This window comes from Erythrobacter longus, assembly GCF_000715015.1.
In the GTDB taxonomy this organism is placed as follows: Bacteria; Pseudomonadota; Alphaproteobacteria; order Sphingomonadales; family Sphingomonadaceae; genus Erythrobacter; species Erythrobacter longus.
On record NZ_JMIW01000001.1, the window covers coordinates 48,072 to 64,824 of the forward strand.

Consider the following 16,753-nt stretch of genomic DNA (forward strand, 5'->3'; position numbering starts at 1 on the left):
TCGAAGCCCTCGGGGGTTGACCTTGTGCGCGGTGCTTGCGAAGGAAGTTTCCAAGCGTGAAAAACGTAAAGGATAAAAGCTTCCATGACAGCCTGGCGCTTTGCGATTGATCGCGGGGGAACCTTTACCGATGTCGTCGCGCTGACGCCTAAGGGTGCGCTTGTAACCGACAAGCTGTTGTCAGAAAGCCCGGGACACTACGAAGACGCCGCAAGCGAGGCTGTGCGCCGATTGATGGGGCGACACGGGTCTGCCCCTATCGCAGAGCTAAGGATCGGCACAACGGTTGCCACCAACGCTTTGTTGGAGCGCAAGGGAGAGCGACTGGCCTTGGTGATTACCAAAGGGTTTGGTGATGCGCTGAGGATTGGCACACAGGCACGGCCTCACATTTTTGCACGGCATATCGTCTTGCCCGAACAATTGCCTGAACGTGTCATCGAAGTGGCTGAGCGTGTCGGAGTGGATGGCGAGGTTCTGACCCACCTTGATGAAGAGGCCGCGCGTGCCGATTTTGAGCAGCTTCGCAAGGATGGGTTTGACGCGGTCGCGATTGTTTTGATGCACGGCTGGAAATACCGCGCCCATGAACAGCGCCTCTCTGAAATCGCGCAGCAAGCGGGTTTTGCGCAAATCAGCACCTCTCATGAGGTTGCACCGCTGATAAAGCTGATCCCGCGCGGCGATACCACTGTGGTGGACGCCTATCTCTCGCCGGTGCTGCGCCGATATACCGATACTTTGCAGGCCCAGCTTCCCGATGCCGACGCCTTGCGCTTTATGCAGTCAAACGGCGGTTTGGCCGAAGTGGGCGCGTTCCGGGGCAAGGATGCAATCCTTTCGGGGCCAGCGGGCGGCGTTGTCGGCATGGCGGCTGCGTGTGAGCCACTGGGGCACTCTAAACTCATCGGTTTCGATATGGGCGGGACCAGCACCGACGTCGCGCATTATGCGGGGGAATATGAGCTAACCGGAGACAGCGTTGTCGCCGGCGTCCGGGTGGCGGCCCCCATGATGCAAATTCACACGGTTGCCGCTGGCGGAGGATCGATCTGCGAATTTGACGGGGCGCGTTTCCGCGTCGGGCCGCATAGCGCGGGCGCTGATCCGGGGCCTGCGTGCTATTGCAAGGGCGGGCCGCTTACCGTGACCGATTGCAACTTGTTCCTTGGCCGTATTGATCCGGCGTTTTTCCCAAGCGTCTTTGGCCCGGCTGGGGATGAGCCGCTTGATCCCAAGGCAGCGCGCACCGCCTTGGAACAGGTCGCAGCGCGCCTGCCGGAGCCAAAACCCCTGGAAGAGATCGCCGACGGTTTCCTATCCATCGCGGTCGACAATATGGCGAATGCGATCCGCAAAATCTCGGTCGCGCGGGGCCATGACGTCACCCAATATGCGCTTGCCTGTTTTGGCGGTGCAGGGGGACAACACGCGTGCAGGGTCGCTGACACTTTAGGGATGGAAACCGTCCTTGTTCACCCGCTCGCCGGGATGCTCTCTGCGTTCGGCATTGGCTTGGCACCTGTTAAAGCAATCCGCGAAGTGAGCGTGGTCCGCCCGCTTGGCGAAGGGTTTGCCGCCGACCTTGGCAAGCTTGAAAGCGCCGCCCGCAGCGCTCTGATCGATCAGGGAATTGGCGAAGACGCGGTCCACATCCACGCCCGCGCAAGGCTGCGCTTCGAGGGCAGCGATTCCATGCTCACCGTCGATTGCGGCGATATGGCCGAAATGGACCAAGCATTCCGGGCCTTGCACTTGTCCCAATTCGGCTATTCTGACGCGGGCGCCTCAATCATTGTCGAGGCGTTGAGTGTTGAGGCCAGCGGCACCTCTGGCGGTTTGGGCCGCGCTGAGGCGGTGTCGGTGTCTGTCGGGGCAATACCGTCGGGCAGATGGAACACGGTAGAACGCGCAGCCATGCGCCCCGGCGAAGTGGTCAAAGGCCCGGCGCTTGTCATCGATCCCGGTTCCACCACGGTGGTCGAACCCGGCTGGCAGGCAGCATTGGCCAAGGAGACGAGCCTCGTCCTGACCCGCAGCGTGCCGCTTGAAAGAGAGCGCGCAGCCGGGACCAGAGTTGATCCGGTGCGGCTTGAGATATTCAACAACCTGTTCATGGCGATTGCCGAGGAGATGGGCGTCGTGCTCCAATCCACGGCGACCTCGGTCAACATTAAAGAGCGTTTGGACTTCTCCTGCGCTTTGTTTGATGCACGAGGAAGCCTGATCGCCAATGCGCCCCATATCCCGGTGCACCTTGGCAGTATGGGCGATTCTATCGCTCGCGTGATTGAAGCGAGAGGAGATGCGCGCGACGGTCGCGGATTCCTTCGCGGTGATGCCTATGTGCTGAACGATCCCTATCGCGGCGGCACCCACTTGCCCGACATCACTGTGATCGTGCCGGTCTTCTACAATGACCAAAGCATCGCTCCCGACGCCTTTGTCGCAGCCCGCGGGCACCATGCCGATATTGGCGGCATTGCACCCGGTTCCATGCCGCCTGAAAGCCGCACTATCGAAGAAGAGGGCGTCCTGATCGACAACCTCCTGATGGTGGACCAAGGCGCGTTCAAGGAGGCGGCAGTGCGCGAAGTGCTGGCCTCCGCGAAATACCCGGCGCGAAGCCCTGATCGCAACATCTCCGACCTTCGGGCGAAATTGGCCGCCTGCACGAGGGGTGCAGAATTGCTCATCGGAGCCGCGCGTGATCAAGGCGCGGATGTGGTTGCCGCCTACATGGGCCATGTGATCGCCAATGCCGAAGAAAGCGTGCGGCGATTGCTGGGGCGGCTGGAAGATGGGAGCTTCACCACCCATCTCGATAACGGCGCGCAGGTGAAAGTCGCGATACGCATCGACCATGAGGCGCGATCAGCGGTGTTCGATTTCACCGGCACCTCTGACCAGCTTCCCGACAATTTTAACGCGCCAAGGTCCATCACACGCGCCGCTGCGCTTTATGTCCTGCGCACGCTTATCGACGATGTGATCCCGATGAATGATGGGTGTTTGCGCCCTGTAGAGCTTATCGTGCCCGAAGGCTCCATGCTGAACCCTCGGCCGGGCGCAGCGGTGGTCGCGGGCAATGTCGAGACAAGCCAGGCGGTGACCGACACGCTGTTCGCCGCCACCGGAAAGCTCGCGCCATCCCAAGGGACGATGAACAACTTCACCTTCGGTAACGCACGGCATCAATATTACGAGACGATCTGCGGCGGTTCTGGCGCAGGGCCTGACCATGACGGGACGAGTGCGGTGCAAACCCACATGACCAATTCGCGTCTCACTGATCCTGAAATCCTTGAAACACGGCTTCCTGTGCGGCTGGAGGAGTTTTCGATCCGGCGCGGGTCAGGGGGCAAGGGCGCGCACACTGGCGGGGACGGGACCATCCGCCGGGTGACTTTCCTCGAAGAGATGCGCGCCAATATGCTCGCCAATCGCAGAGCGGTGCCGCCGCGCGGTTTAGCGGGCGGAGGCGACGCGCAGCCGGGTCGCAATTGGGTCGAGCGCGTCGATGGCACGCGCGTTGAACTGACCGCCACTGACAGCGCCGAGATGGGCGTGGGCGATACATTTGTAATTCTGACACCGGGAGGAGGGGGATACGGCCATGAATGAGGCTGAAATGGCAACCAATTACTGGCCGTTGCTGGGCATCGCCTTGGTGGTGATCGGCTTTGCGCTGCGGTTCAACCCGCTGATGGTTGTTGTTGGCGCGGCGGTTGTGACAGGGCTTTTGGCAGGCATTGATATCATCGGTGTTGTTGAGGCCTTGGGAAAGGCCTTTAACGACAATCGCTATATCTCTGTCACCTGGATCATCCTTCCGGTCATCGGCCTGCTTGAGCGGCATGGTCTGCAACAGCGCGCTCGTTCGGTGATCGAAAGCGTGCGAGGGGCGACGATGGGTAAGCTTCTTGTGATCTATCTGGGCTTTCGCCAGATCACCGCAGCGTTGGGGATGAAGGATATCGGTGGTCATCCTCAGGCTGTGCGTCCGCTGGTCGCGCCAATGGCAGAGGCTGCGGCGGAAAAGTCGCATGGCGAATTGCAGCCCGAAGATCGCGAGAAAGTCCTCGCCATGTCGGCGGCGACCGACAATGTCGGATTGTTCTTTGGTGAAGATATTTTCTTCGCAATCGCTTCTATCCTCTTGATTCAAGGGGTATTTGAAAGCTACGGATACCCGCTCACCCCGCTTGAGCTTTCGGTTTGGGCGATCCCCACGGCGATCTGCGCGTTCCTCATTCATTCGTGGCGTATCAACGCCCTTGATCGGTCATTGGGGAGGCGCACGCCATGATTACCTATGAATGGCTATACTGGCTCGCAGGCGCGTTCTTTGCCTTCTGGTCAATTCTCAGTATTGGCGACAAACGCATTGGAAATGCTGCATTTTGGGGTCTTTTGGCTGTCAGTTTCTTCGCTGGCACACATCTTGGCGATCTTGCCAATGGCGTGCTGGTTCTTGCGCTGGTGGTGATTGCGGGCATGGGCGGGTTGAAGCGCTCTGACCCTGAGACGACATCGCCGGAAGAGCGTTCGGCCTTTTCCGAGGCGCTGGGCAACAGACTGTTTGTCCCGGCTCTGATCGTGCCGATCACCGCAGTCGCAGGGACGCTGCTATACAATTACACCCCGCTCAATGGGACTGGCCTGTTCGAAGAGCGGCGCGAGACGCTTATTCTGTTTGGGATTGGTGTGGTGATCGCGCTTGTTGCTGCGATGGTGTGGCTGCGTCCACCCTTGCTTGCGCCTGCTCAAGAAGGACGACGTTTGCTCGATTCCATCGGGTGGGCAGCAATCCTGCCGCAGATGCTGGCGGCGCTTGGCGCGGTGTTTGCGCTGGCCGGAGTGGGGGAGATCATCGGCGGGTTTGCAGGCGATATGATCCCTGAAGGCAGCGTGTTCCTCACCGTTGTCGTCTTCGCCCTTGGCATGGCGCTGTTCACGATGATCATGGGCAACGCCTTTGCCGCCTTCCCGGTGATGGCGGCGGCGATTGGTATTCCACTTTTGGTGGAGGGGTATGGCGGTAACCCGGCGGTGATCGGCGCGGTCGGGATGCTCGCAGGGTTCTGCGGCACATTGCTCACTCCGATGGCGGCCAACTTTAACATTGTGCCTGCCGCGCTGCTTGAGCTGAAAGATCAAAACGCGGTTATTCGTCAGCAGATCGGTACTGCGGTTCCGCTGTGGGTGTGCAATGTTCTCATCATTTACACCGGGGCATTTCTCTTATGGAACTGAAGCTTACGCCGGAAACTGCAAGCAAGTTTGCAAGCATCGCGATTGGTCATGTGGGGCAGGAATATCCCAATGCGCCCGGCCATGTGATGGCGGGGGATGCGGATGCAAAGACGCCGCGCGCGCTCCATCCGGCGTTTTTCGGCAGCTATGATTGGCACTCTTGCGTGCATTCATGGTGGCTTTTGTTGAGCTTACGGCGGCTTTATCCCGCAATCTCTGAAGTATCAGAGATAACTGGCTTGGCTGAAACAACTTTTACCCAAGAGAAGCTCGCTGTTGAGCTCGCCTATCTCGACCGTCCGACCGCGCGCGGGTGGGAGCGGCCCTATGGCTGGGGCTGGCTGTTACACCTCCACCATGAGGCGGAGCGCCACGATGACCAGCAATGGGGCGCGCGGTTGGAGCCACTGGCGCGCGCTTTTGCCAAGCGATTTACCCAGTTTCTGCCGCTGCTCACCTATCCGATTACGGTGGGAACGCATTTCAACACCGCCTTTGCGCTAACTCTCGCACGCCAATGGGCAAAGGGGCGTGATGCAGCGCTGCTTGAGCAGATCGACAATTGGTCGATGCACGCTTTTGCGAATAGAGAGGATTACGCCGGATGGGAGCCGGGCGGTGATGAATTCCTCTCGCCCGTGCTCACTGCGGCTGTGCTGATGAGTGACGTCATGGAGCCCGATCAGTTCGGCCCTTGGTTTGAAAGGCTTGTGATTACTAATGGCTGGCTTGAACGGGAGTGTAAGCCCGTCACCGTCTCTGATCGCAGCGACGGGAAGATTGCGCATCTCGACGGCCTGAACCTCAGCCGGGCCTGGTGTCTTTTACGCATTTCGCGGGTGCTTGGGCCTGCCAAACTTCGCGACCTGCTCAAAGCCCGAGCATCAGATCACCTTTCAGCTGCGATCCCGCACGTGGCAGGGGATTATATGGGCGAGCACTGGCTTGCCAGCTTTGCATTGCTGGCATTGCTTGAGAGCGCTTCAGCTAACCGATGAACGCTACGGAATGCCGCATTGTATCGCCCGTTCTGTTAACCAATTAGCTAAAATTTATCATATTCTTCAATGGGTTGATATTTACCAGATTTTACACGCAAGCTAATGCCGCGTTAACCATTTGGGGCTATTGACCCCTACGTATGGATACGCAGAAACTCATAAGCTCGCTATTGGCCACGTCTGTTCTGGCCACATTAACCCTTTCCGCTCCGGCTATGGCTGAGGGCGTGAGTGCGGGGTCTTTGATCGAAAACACGGCCACCGCCACCTACGAAGATGGTGAGGGGCCCAAGACGGTGGATTCAAACACCGTAACCGTGCGGGTGGATGAACTGCTCGATGTGACAGTGACGTCGCAAGACAGCACTCCGGTCGCAGCGGAACCGGGCCAAGAGGTGCTGACCTTCGAGGTAACGAACCAGGGTAACGGCCCCGAAGCTTTCACTCTGACCGCCAACCCGGCTGTGGCTGGCAATGATTTTGACACATCCGTCACGTCGATCGCAATCGATACCAATGGCAACGGCGTGTACGATGACGGGGTCGATGTGATCCTGACCGGACCAGAGACAACTCCTGATCTTGCAGCTGACGAAGCGATCACAGTTTTTGTTATCGTTGAGGTGCCAGCAGGTGTGAACGATGGCGATATCAGCGATGTAGAGCTGCTTGCCGAGGCCGTCACAGGAACAGGTTCGCCCGGTACAACCTTTGCAGGCGCAGGCGTTGACGGCGGCGATGCGATTGTCGGCACAACGGGCGCCGATAGTGCTGCAAACGGTTCGCTGGTTGTGGGCCTGACCACGGTGGACCTTACCAAGGCAGTGAGCCTTCTTGATCCCTTTGGCGGGACCGGCGCCGTTCCCGGAACAGTCGCAACCTTTACGCTTACCGCTGTGGTCGTGGGCTCAGGTTCGCTCGACAGCCTCGTGATCACTGACGGCATTCCGGCCGACACCACTTACGTGCCCGGCAGCCTGACGCTGGATGGCGCACCTCTTACAGATGCAAGCGGCGATGATGCGGGCGAAGCGTCCGATGCAGCCGGCATCTCAGTCGACATCGGCACTGTGAATGGCGGTGATAGCTACGATGTGACCTTCGACGTCACGATCGATTGAGCCACACAAATTAATACGACGGGTCAATAACATGAACACTTTCAAAAAAGCTCTCGCCACTGCCGCTTTCGTTGCATCAGCAGCGTTTGCCGGGCCCGCCTTTGCACAAGAGGCAAGCCCGGTCGTGCTTTCTGGCGATGTTAAAGCGGTTGTGACCTCGGCTGATGCTGAGGGTAAAGAGACCACCCAGCTGGTTGAGCCAACCACCATTGTTCCAGGGGACCGCCTGGTTTTTGGCACCGATTATTCCAACACAGGCGATGAGCCGGTGAAGAATTTCGTCGTGACCAACCCGCTTCCGGGTCCTGTTCGCCTTGCGCCTGATGCTGATGCTGACCTTACGGTGTCGGTTGATGGCGGGGAGACATGGGGGCCGCTCGCCTCGCTTTTGGTCACCCTCGAGGATGGCAGCACGCGGGCCGCTGGCCATGCCGATGTCACTCATGTTCGCTGGACCCTTGCGCAGATCGCGCCGGGTGAAAGCGGACGCCTCGAATATCCAGCGATCATCCGCTGATAGGGCGCTGATCGGGCGCTGAGAGAAGTTTCGTCCTTCAAAACAGGTTTTTCCCAACAGGGGGGACGTAAGCCGCCGAGCCTTGTGGGCGGCAATGATGACGCAGGGCACACACTCGCAAAGGACCACTTGCAATGAGACAATCTAAACGATTGCTGGGTGCAGTCAGCGCGTTCGCGCTGATTGCGATGTCCAGCACTCCGGCTCTCGCAGTCGGCACAACGGCAGGGGACACGATCACAAACTCCGTGACCGTCTCCTACCAGGTTGGCAACGACCCCAACACAACGCAATCTGTCACAGACAGTGACACATTCACCGTAGACCGCGTCATCGACGTCAACGTCAATCTGACCAGCGTGAGCCCTGTTACGGTTGCGCCAGGCCAGACACAGGCTGTTCTGGCCTTTGACGTGACCAACCTGTCGAACGATGTGGTCGATCTTGACCTCTCAACCGTTCTGACCGGCGGGACCGCTGCCAACATCGAGAACATCACGATCTATGCTGATCTTGATGGTGACGGCGTTCTGGACCAGGCTGAAATCGACGCTGGCCCGATCACTTTCCTTGACGAAGTGGCCGCTGACGATGGTGCGGGTTCTGAAACGATCAAAGTTCTTGTTGTGGCTGATATCACGACGGATGCGGTAAACTCAGACACCTTCGACATCGTTCTGATTGCTGACGCACACGAAGCTGGCGCTGCTGGCCTTGGCGTTGAAATCAATGCAAACAATGGCGATGCCAACACCGCAGGCGTGGACACCGTTCTTGCCGATGGTTCGGGCACTGCTGAAGAAGGCGTTGCAGGCGGCGATCACTCGGACTTGGGTTCGTTCAGCGTTTCTGGCGCGCTTGTCACGGTCGTCAAATCGAGCCGTATTGTAAGCGATCCGGTCAACGGCACCACTAACCCGAAAGCTATTCCGGGTGCGGTGATCGAATACTGTATCGCTGTTACCAACGGCGCGGGCGCTGCTGATGCGACGGCCGTTTCGGTAAACGATGACCTTCCAGGCGACGTGACCTTCACGGTCGGCTCTGGCATCTTCCTTGGCACCGCGACAGTCGACAGCTCGGGTGCAACCCCGGTTGCAACCTGTAGTGGCGGCACGGATGAAGAGGGCGGCGATGCCACCTTCACTGCTGGCGGTGCAAATGGTGCAGGTGTCATCAACGGCACGCTTGCCGACATTCCGGCGTCGACCACCAGCTCGGTCTATTTCGAAGTCACGATCAACTAAGATCCTGATCCAGAGACAATAGACCCATGCGTGTGTGCTCTTCTCTTAAGCGTCTGGCAGCAGGCCTCTCAGCAGTCCTGCTGCCTTTCGGCGTGCTTGCAGAAGACGCATTTGCGCAAACCAATACCAATGATGCGGAGGTAATCCGCACCATCACAAACACGGCGGAGGCCAGCTGGCAGTTCGAGGGGCGCCAGCGCGAAACGGTCTCCAATACGGTTGAGTTTGACGTCACATTGCCCCCACCTGCGATTCGAGCATTTCGTTCGACCCCTCAGGGCAATGTTGACCTCAGTTTCCGGGCACCATTGTGCGCAGCAAGCGGGCAAACCCCTGCATCTGGCGGTGGCGGAGCGCCTCCTTCGACAATTGAGCTTTCCCCTCAAGAAGGCATGGTCGAAGTCACATCGACGATCAGGCCGGGGCAAACGCTTCTGTTCGAGATCACCGCGCTCGCAGCCAATGTTGACCGAAATGCGGAAGATCGGCTGTCTGTAACCATCACCACTTCGACGGGTGATGAAGAAACTTTGACGATTTTTGAAACCGGTCCCAACACCGGCGTTTTCGTGGGTCAGATCGGCACCGCGCGCATCCCGCCTCTTCCTGCCGCTGGCGACTGTCAGCTGAGCATCAATGATGGCGCGAATATTTCTATCGAAGCAAGGCTTCCCAACGAAACCAGTGTTCTGGTCGAAACACGGGTCGAAGTGCTTGCTGATCCGTTTGGCGTTGTTTTTGACAGCGAAACCGGTGAGCCCGTTTCTGGCGCGCGCGTTTCGCTTGTCGATGCGGTAACTGGCGCGCCTGCAACGGTATTTGCCGAGGACGGTGTCACGCCGTGGCCTTCGACGGTGATTTCGGGTGAGCCTATCGCTTATGGCAATGGTCTTATCCAGATACAGGCACCGGGCGAGTTCTGGTTCCCGCTCACAAACCTTGGCGATTATCGCCTGGTTATCGAACCGCCAGAGCCTTACAGCGCACCGTCGGTCGTGGCTCCTGCAAGCCTTGCACAGCTAAGACGCCCTGACGGACGCGCTTTCGTTATTCTTGATGCGTCATTTGGTGAGGTTTTCACTCTTACTGATCCAACTCCGGTGCAGGTGGACATTCCGCTTGATCGTCCGGGCACTGACATTGGTCTTGTGAAGACCGCATCGCGCGACCGCGTTCAGCCAGGCGACGTGGTGTTCTATGCGATCACTGCCACCAACCAGGACCCATCGCGGCCAAAGCGCGGCGTGGTGCTGACCGATACGCCGTCTTCAAGCCTTCGCTTCCGCCCTGAGACGGTCCGCGTGAATGGCGCAGAGGCTGGCGATAATGTGCAATTTGCACCTGACGGCAGCACTTTGACCATCGCGCTTGGCGATCTGGCTGGCGGCGAAAGCGTGCGTGTCACATACGCCATGACGGTGCGCCCTGATGCCAATCCTGGCCCTGCGATCAACGAAGCTGTGACAGTGGACACGCTTGGCCGCGTAACGCGCGCTGGCGCAGTGGTTGATGTTGAGCGTGAGACGATTGCTGACCGCATGACGATTATTGGCCGCATCACCGCTGGCCCATGTTCAGTGCGCGACACCCGCGACAATCCGCGTCCCGGCGTACCCGGTGTGCGCGTGGTCATGGAAGATGGCTCTTACGCAATCACTGATGCTGATGGCCGCTATCACTTTGAAGGCGTGGTGCCGGGCACGCACGTCGTGGCTGTTGCTCGCATGACAGTGCCAGAAGGCGGCAAACTTGTGAATTGCCACCGCGACACCCGCAATGCCGGCAGCGCAAGCTCGCGCTTTGTTATCGGGCAGGGCGGCACGCTGGCGGTTGCGGATTTCCACATTGAGTTTCCTGAGCTCAGCATTGCTGACACCGATCAAGCCGTTGCAAACCTTGTGGGCGAAACCCGTCCAGAGGGCGCAACCGCACACGCGTTGAACGCAATCGCAGGTGGCTCTGGCCGCCCGAACATCGACCGCGCCACGCGGCAACTTGGTGATGATACTCTTACAGGTGCTGGCCTGCCCGCAACGACTGTAGAGGCCGCGACCCGCGCTGCGCCAAGCTATGCGCCGAACACCGATTGGATTGCGCTTGGCGATGGCGAAGATGGTTTCCTCACCCCAGGCGTCACCGCGAACCCGCGTGCTCCAGCGATCCGGGTGGCGATCCGTCACCGCCGTGGTCAGACGATCAAGTTGCGCGTCAATGGCGAAGAGGTAAGCGGCCTTTCCTTCGACGGAACGCTGACGCCAGCAGAGGGCCGTTTCGCGGTCAGCACATGGCGCGGCATCGTCCTTGAAGGCGAGCACACATTGCTCGAAGCAGACGTTGTGAATTCCTTTGGCGGCGTCAACGAAACCTTCACCCGCGAAGTGTTTTTCACCACCACGCCGACCCGTGTCGAACTGGTGCCTGAATTGTCGAACCTCGTTGCCGATGGCCGCACGCGTCCTGTGGTCGCGATCCGCGTCCTTGACCGCAACAACCGCCCGCTTCGCGAAGGTGTATCGGGTAACTTCACCCTGAATGCGCCCTATGAAAGCGCCGAACAGATTGATCGCCAACAGTTAAACCAATTGACTGGTTTCACGCCAAGCCAGGCGCGCTGGGTTGTCGAAGGCACAGACGGTATCGCACGGATTGAGCTTGCGCCGACCATGGTGTCCGGCTCACTGCGCCTCGACTTTGACTTTAACGATGGCGAATTGGTGCGTGAGCAGCAGCTTGAAACCTGGGTTGTCCCCGGCGACATTGAATGGACCATTGTCGGTCTTGCAGAAGGCACCGTCGGCGCTCGCTCGGTGGCTGAGAATATGGAGCGCGAGGGCCGATTTGACAGCGATCTTGGCGATGATGCGCGCGTTGCGCTGTACGCCAAGGGCCGCATTCTTGGTAAGTTCCTGACCACAATCGCATACGACAGCGCCAAGCAGCGCGAAGACCAGCGGGTTCTGGGTCAGCTTGACCCCAACGCATATTACACCGTCTTTGCCGATGCATCGTCGCGCCGGTTTGACGCTGCATCACGCGAAAAGCTCTACGTCCGGATTGAAACCGCGACTTTCTATGCGCTTTATGGCGACTTTGAGACCGCTTTCGATCAGACCCGCCTTGCGCGTTACAACCGCACCGCAACCGGCGTCAAAGCCGAAGCGCGTGTAGGCCAGTTCAAGGCTTCTGGTTTTGCCGCTGACATCTCGACCCGGCTTCAACGCCGCGAGATCCAGGGGCAGGGCATCACCGGGCCATATGACCTTGGCAGCCGCCGCATTCTTGCCAACTCGGACCGCGTGACCATCGAAGTGCGCGACCGTTTCCGTCCAGAGCAAATCGTCAACACGATCACTCTGACGCGCTTCCTCGATTATGACATCGACCTTCTCACCGGGACGCTGACTTTCACGCGCCCTGTGCTGAGCCGTGATGAAAACCTGAACCCGCAATTCATCATCACCGAGTTTGAAACCGATGGCTTTGGCGATGGCGAATTTAACGCAGGTCTTCGCACCGACTGGACCAGCGAAAACGGCCGCGTCCGTATCGGCGCCAATGCCATCACCGACAAGGGTGAGGGCGCGCGCACTGATTTGGGCACGCTCGACCTTCGCGCGAACATCGGGAACAACACCGAAGTGCGCGGCGAAGTGGCATTGAGCCGCAGCGAAGGCGAAACCGCAACCGGCTGGCTTGCCGAAGTGCAGCATCAGACCGGCAAGGTTGATATCCTTGCTTACGCCCGCCAGCTTGATCAGGATTACGGCATTGGTCAGCAAAACGGCGTTGACCTTGGCCGCCGCCGCATTGGCGTTGATGGCCGCGTGTTTCTTGGCGACAATTTGAGTGTTCTGGGCAGCGTTTGGCAGGACGACAGCCTGTCCGACACATCGCGCCGCCGTGCAGCCCAAACGCAATTGAACCTGACGCGGGCTGATACCGATTTCCGCGTTGGCCTCACGCACTTCAACGATCGTCTCATTGACGGCACGACCAACACCTCGACCGTGCTCGAAGGCGGCGTGACCAAGCGTCTGCTCAACAATTCGCTTGAGCTTTCGGCATCGACTGCAATCGCTTTGGACGAAGCCGAAAGCCTCGACCTGCCAGCGCGTCACCGCATTGGTGCTCGCTATGCGATTGCCAATGGTGTGCGCCTTGTGGGTACTTATGAGATTGCCGATGGCGAAAACATCGATGCACGCACGCTGCGTGGCGGGATTGAACTAACCCCATGGCAGGGTGGTCAGGTGATTACATCATTGGGTCAAGAAAGCATCGGCGAGCTGGGTAACCGCACTTTCGCAGCCTTTGGCCTTGCGCAAACGCTTCAGCTTACCCCTGAGTTTACTATCGATGCGACGATTGATGGCAACCGCACATTGAACGGTGCGCCTGATGCGACTGACCTTATCAATGTGGCACAGCCCGCTGCCTCTGGCGGTCAGCTTACCGGTGGCCAATTGTTCGAAGACTTCACCGCAGTCACCTTTGGTGGTGCATGGCGCAAGGACCGTTGGAGCCTTACCGCACGCGGCGAATATCGCGATGGCGAACAGGCTGATCGTTACGGTGCAACCTTCGGCGGCATCCGCCAATTGGGCGAAGGCAGCATTGTCGGCACTGGCATCACCTGGACGCGCGCCGAAGACGAGCTTGGCCCAGAAGTTGAGATCATGGACGCGAGCGTTGCTTTTGCTCACCGTCCAGACGCCTCAGAAATCGCGATGCTCGGCAAGCTTGAATATCGCAGCGACAAAGTGACCGGCGGTATCGCTGGCCAGGCAGGCGGTGCTGGCGCAAGCGCTTTGATCGTTGATGGCGACGCAATTTCGCGCCGCGTGGTCGCCAGCTGGTCCACCAATTGGAGCCCGCGCGACTATGACGATGATGAAAACGGCATCACGCGCCAGACGCGCCGCAATGAATTCGGCCTGTTCCTTGGTGGCCGCTATAACTTTGACGAGTTTGAAGGCACAGAGTTTTCAGGCACGACCGCTTTTGTTGGCGCAGATGCTCGCATCGGCATCGGTGAAAAGTTCGAGATCGGCGCAAGTGCAACCGTTCGCGCCAATCTTGAAGACAATGTGACCAGCTTCTCTTATGGCCCGACTATTGGTTTTACCCCAGTGGACGGGATGCTCGTGACTGTTGGTTATAACGTCGAAGGCTTCCGTGATGGTGACTTCTCAGAGGCGCGCAACACCGACAAGGGCGTTTTCGCAGCCGTTCGCCTGAAGTTCGACACCAGCAGCTTTGATTTTCTGGGGCTGGGCCGATGATTGGGTCGATGACCGTCAAATCTTGTAACGATTTGAGTAAGGTAAACGACGTGTTTACCAAAAACACCTATGCAGGCAAGATGTTCGAACGCGCCTTTTCCGCTGCAAAAACCCTCAGTGCCTGGGCGAGCCTTGCACTTGCCCTGTTTGTGTTCCAGCCAAGCACAGCTTTCGCGCAAAGTGAGGATATTGACTGGGGAGATGCAAACCAACCGAGCCAGGGCACTTTCCCCAGCGGCACGACGGTCACCGGGTCGGATGGGACCACGGCCACGGTCACGCGGGTGATCGCTACCGATGGGGGCACATTCACGCCGGCATTCTTTGCCACAGATTTCCTTAGCTATTTCAGTGGTCAGATCGGTGCAGGCACGCGACCCTTGCTGCTGAATTTTGACAACTCGTCATTCGACCCTGATGACACTGTCACCTACGACATTGTCTTGAGCCGTGCGGTTACAAACTTCAATTTCACATTAAGCGACGTGGACAATGGTGGAGGGACCGATGCGATTGAAGTGTTCTATGACGACGACCTGACAGGAGGCTTCACGAATGCGGCCGGCAACAATGCGCTTTGGGTAGGTGGGCCGTCTGTTACTCGTACAAACAACGCTGTGATTAATGGTTGGCGCGGAACAGGAGCTTCCGGGCAAACCACTACCGACGGCGATATCGCTTTCGACTTCAACACGGTACAAGTTCGCCGCATTCGCGTGGTGTTTCGCAGTTACACTGGCACCGGCGATCCGGGCGCGCAGTTTGTCGGACTTTCCACACTCAGATACGACGAAGCGACAATCGCACCGGGCGCCGATTTGTCGCTCACAAAGTCGCTGGTCGGCTCGCCGCCCGTACAAGGCGGTGTGGCAACATGGCGTTTGCGTGTGACCAATAACGAAATTTCCACGCAAGGTGCGACCGGTGTAATCGTGCGTGAGACATTCCCCGCTGCATTCACTCTTGGTTCTTTCAGCGGAGATGGCACATTTAATACGGGCAATGGAAACTGGACCGTTCCAGATCTTTTACCCGGCCAAAGCGCTTCGATCACATTCACCGGGACGATCTCTGCAACGGCCGGCACAACGGTAACCAATACCGCTCAGATAATTGCGTCCAACCAGCCTGATTTCGATTCCACGGTGAACAATGGCGTCACCACCGAAGATGATTACGCTACGAACAGCTTTGTCGTCCAAACTGGCCGCGCGCCGGGAACCCCTCCGGTTCTTTCATGCCCGGTCGGGCAATCGGTATTCGATTGGGACAATGTCACCAACTGGGGCAATGGCGATACTTCCAACACATCTGCTTTTGCTGGCTTTGGTGATGTGAATTTCACGCTGACCAACAATGGCGTTTATGTGAACAATGCGCTGTGGGGTGGAAACGTGCCGAACTTGGGGACGTATTTCAATGGCGGGTTGAACCCAGCTGAAGACGTGCTCCAAATCGTTTCCGATCAAGCAAACCAGTCAGGCGAAGTGGTTTTGACCATTGCCTTGCCGCGCAGTTTCACAGGACTGCAATTCTCGGTCTTTGACGTCGACTTTGGTGCAAACCAGTTTGCCGATCGCTTGATCGTGACGGGCAGCAACAACGGGACAACTTTCAACCCCACACTTACCAACGGCAACGTCAACTTTGTAAGTGGCAACACCGTCATCGGGGATGGAGTCGCTGATAATAATGCCTCGACCGGAAACGTGGTTGTGACGTTCACGCAAGAGATCGACACTGTCGTCATCAGATATGGCAATGCCAACACCGCGCCAGCCAATCCGGGGCAGCAAGGCATTGGTGTGCATGACCTTTTCTTCTGTACGCCAGATGTTGATTTGACGGTTAGCAAAGTCAGTTCGATCATTGCTGATCCGGTCAATGGAACGACCAATCCCAAGGCAATCCCTGGCGCAACGGTTGAGTATCTGATCACCGTGACCAACACCGGCATTGATGCCGCATTCGAAGACACGGTGCGCGTCCTCGACAATGGACCAGCGGATGCAAGAATGTGCCTCATCAGCCGTGCAGGTGGGCCGATCATTTTCAACGATCCGGGCGGCAATTCTAACCTGACTTACGCTTTTGCAAGTCTGGGTTCGGGCGCTGACGATGTGGAGTTTTCCAACAACAACGGAGCCTCATTCGCATATACGCCGGTTGACGATGGAACAGGCTGCGATGCCAATATCACCGATTTCCGCGTGAACCCGGGCGGCGCATTTGCAGCAGGCGCAACCTTTACCATCACCGTACGCTACGAAATCGAATAGGCATCAAAGGCTGTGCGAGCCTACCTCGCATAGCTATGCTCATTGTTGCA

General features: G+C 58.2%; 9 protein-coding genes. All 9 read left to right on the forward strand.

Annotation, left to right across the window (positions count from 1 at the left end; all coding sequences use genetic code 11):
• Positions 1–84 precede the first annotated feature (84 nt).
• On the forward strand, positions 85–3,624 hold the full coding sequence (locus tag EH31_RS00270; RefSeq protein ID WP_034957378.1) for a hydantoinase B/oxoprolinase family protein: 3,540 nt from the start codon (positions 85–87) through the stop codon (positions 3,622–3,624).
• On the forward strand, positions 3,617–4,309 hold the full coding sequence (locus tag EH31_RS00275; protein WP_241765788.1) for a DUF969 domain-containing protein: 693 nt from the start codon (positions 3,617–3,619) through the stop codon (positions 4,307–4,309). The genes EH31_RS00270 and EH31_RS00275 overlap by 8 nt, the downstream gene beginning before the upstream one ends.
• Complete coding sequence (locus EH31_RS00280) at positions 4,306–5,256, forward strand: DUF979 domain-containing protein (RefSeq protein WP_034957381.1); 951 nt, start codon at positions 4,306–4,308, stop codon at positions 5,254–5,256. The genes EH31_RS00275 and EH31_RS00280 overlap by 4 nt, the downstream gene beginning before the upstream one ends.
• The gene (locus EH31_RS00285) at positions 5,253–6,254 is read left to right on the forward strand and encodes a DUF2891 domain-containing protein (RefSeq protein ID WP_422110915.1); all 1,002 of its coding nucleotides are present in this window, start codon (positions 5,253–5,255) and stop codon (positions 6,252–6,254) included. The genes EH31_RS00280 and EH31_RS00285 overlap by 4 nt, the downstream gene beginning before the upstream one ends.
• Positions 6,255–6,397: 143 nt before the next feature.
• Positions 6,398–7,378: a hypothetical protein gene (locus tag EH31_RS00290; protein WP_034957383.1), complete on the forward strand. Its 981-nt coding sequence runs from the start codon at positions 6,398–6,400 to the stop codon at positions 7,376–7,378.
• 31 nt (positions 7,379–7,409) lie between these two features.
• Entirely contained in the window at positions 7,410–7,895 is a 486-nt protein-coding gene (locus EH31_RS00295) for a hypothetical protein (RefSeq protein ID WP_034957385.1), read from the forward strand.
• A 134-nt stretch (positions 7,896–8,029) separates the two neighbouring features.
• Positions 8,030–9,142, forward strand: a complete 1,113-nt coding sequence (locus EH31_RS00300) for a hypothetical protein (protein ID WP_152553410.1) — start codon at positions 8,030–8,032, stop codon at positions 9,140–9,142.
• A 26-nt stretch (positions 9,143–9,168) separates the two neighbouring features.
• On the forward strand, positions 9,169–14,424 hold the full coding sequence (locus EH31_RS00305) for an isopeptide-forming domain-containing fimbrial protein (RefSeq protein ID WP_051698825.1): 5,256 nt from the start codon (positions 9,169–9,171) through the stop codon (positions 14,422–14,424).
• Positions 14,425–14,474: 50 nt separating this feature from the next.
• Positions 14,475–16,703: a DUF11 domain-containing protein gene (locus EH31_RS00310; protein ID WP_241765789.1), complete on the forward strand. Its 2,229-nt coding sequence runs from the start codon at positions 14,475–14,477 to the stop codon at positions 16,701–16,703.
• The last annotated feature ends 50 nt before the right edge of the window (positions 16,704–16,753 follow it).

Coding starts and splice junctions, on each gene's coding strand:
- EH31_RS00305 (WP_051698825.1), top strand. CDS start 9,169: ATGCGTGTGTGCTCTTCTCTTAAGCGTCTGGCAGCAGGCCTCTCAGCA.
- EH31_RS00300 (WP_152553410.1), top strand. CDS start 8,030: ATGAGACAATCTAAACGATTGCTGGGTGCAGTCAGCGCGTTCGCGCTG.
- EH31_RS00280 (WP_034957381.1), top strand. CDS start 4,306: ATGATTACCTATGAATGGCTATACTGGCTCGCAGGCGCGTTCTTTGCC.
- EH31_RS00270 (WP_034957378.1), top strand. CDS start 85: ATGACAGCCTGGCGCTTTGCGATTGATCGCGGGGGAACCTTTACCGAT.
- EH31_RS00290 (WP_034957383.1), top strand. CDS start 6,398: ATGGATACGCAGAAACTCATAAGCTCGCTATTGGCCACGTCTGTTCTG.
- EH31_RS00295 (WP_034957385.1), top strand. CDS start 7,410: ATGAACACTTTCAAAAAAGCTCTCGCCACTGCCGCTTTCGTTGCATCA.
- EH31_RS00275 (WP_241765788.1), top strand. CDS start 3,617: ATGAATGAGGCTGAAATGGCAACCAATTACTGGCCGTTGCTGGGCATC.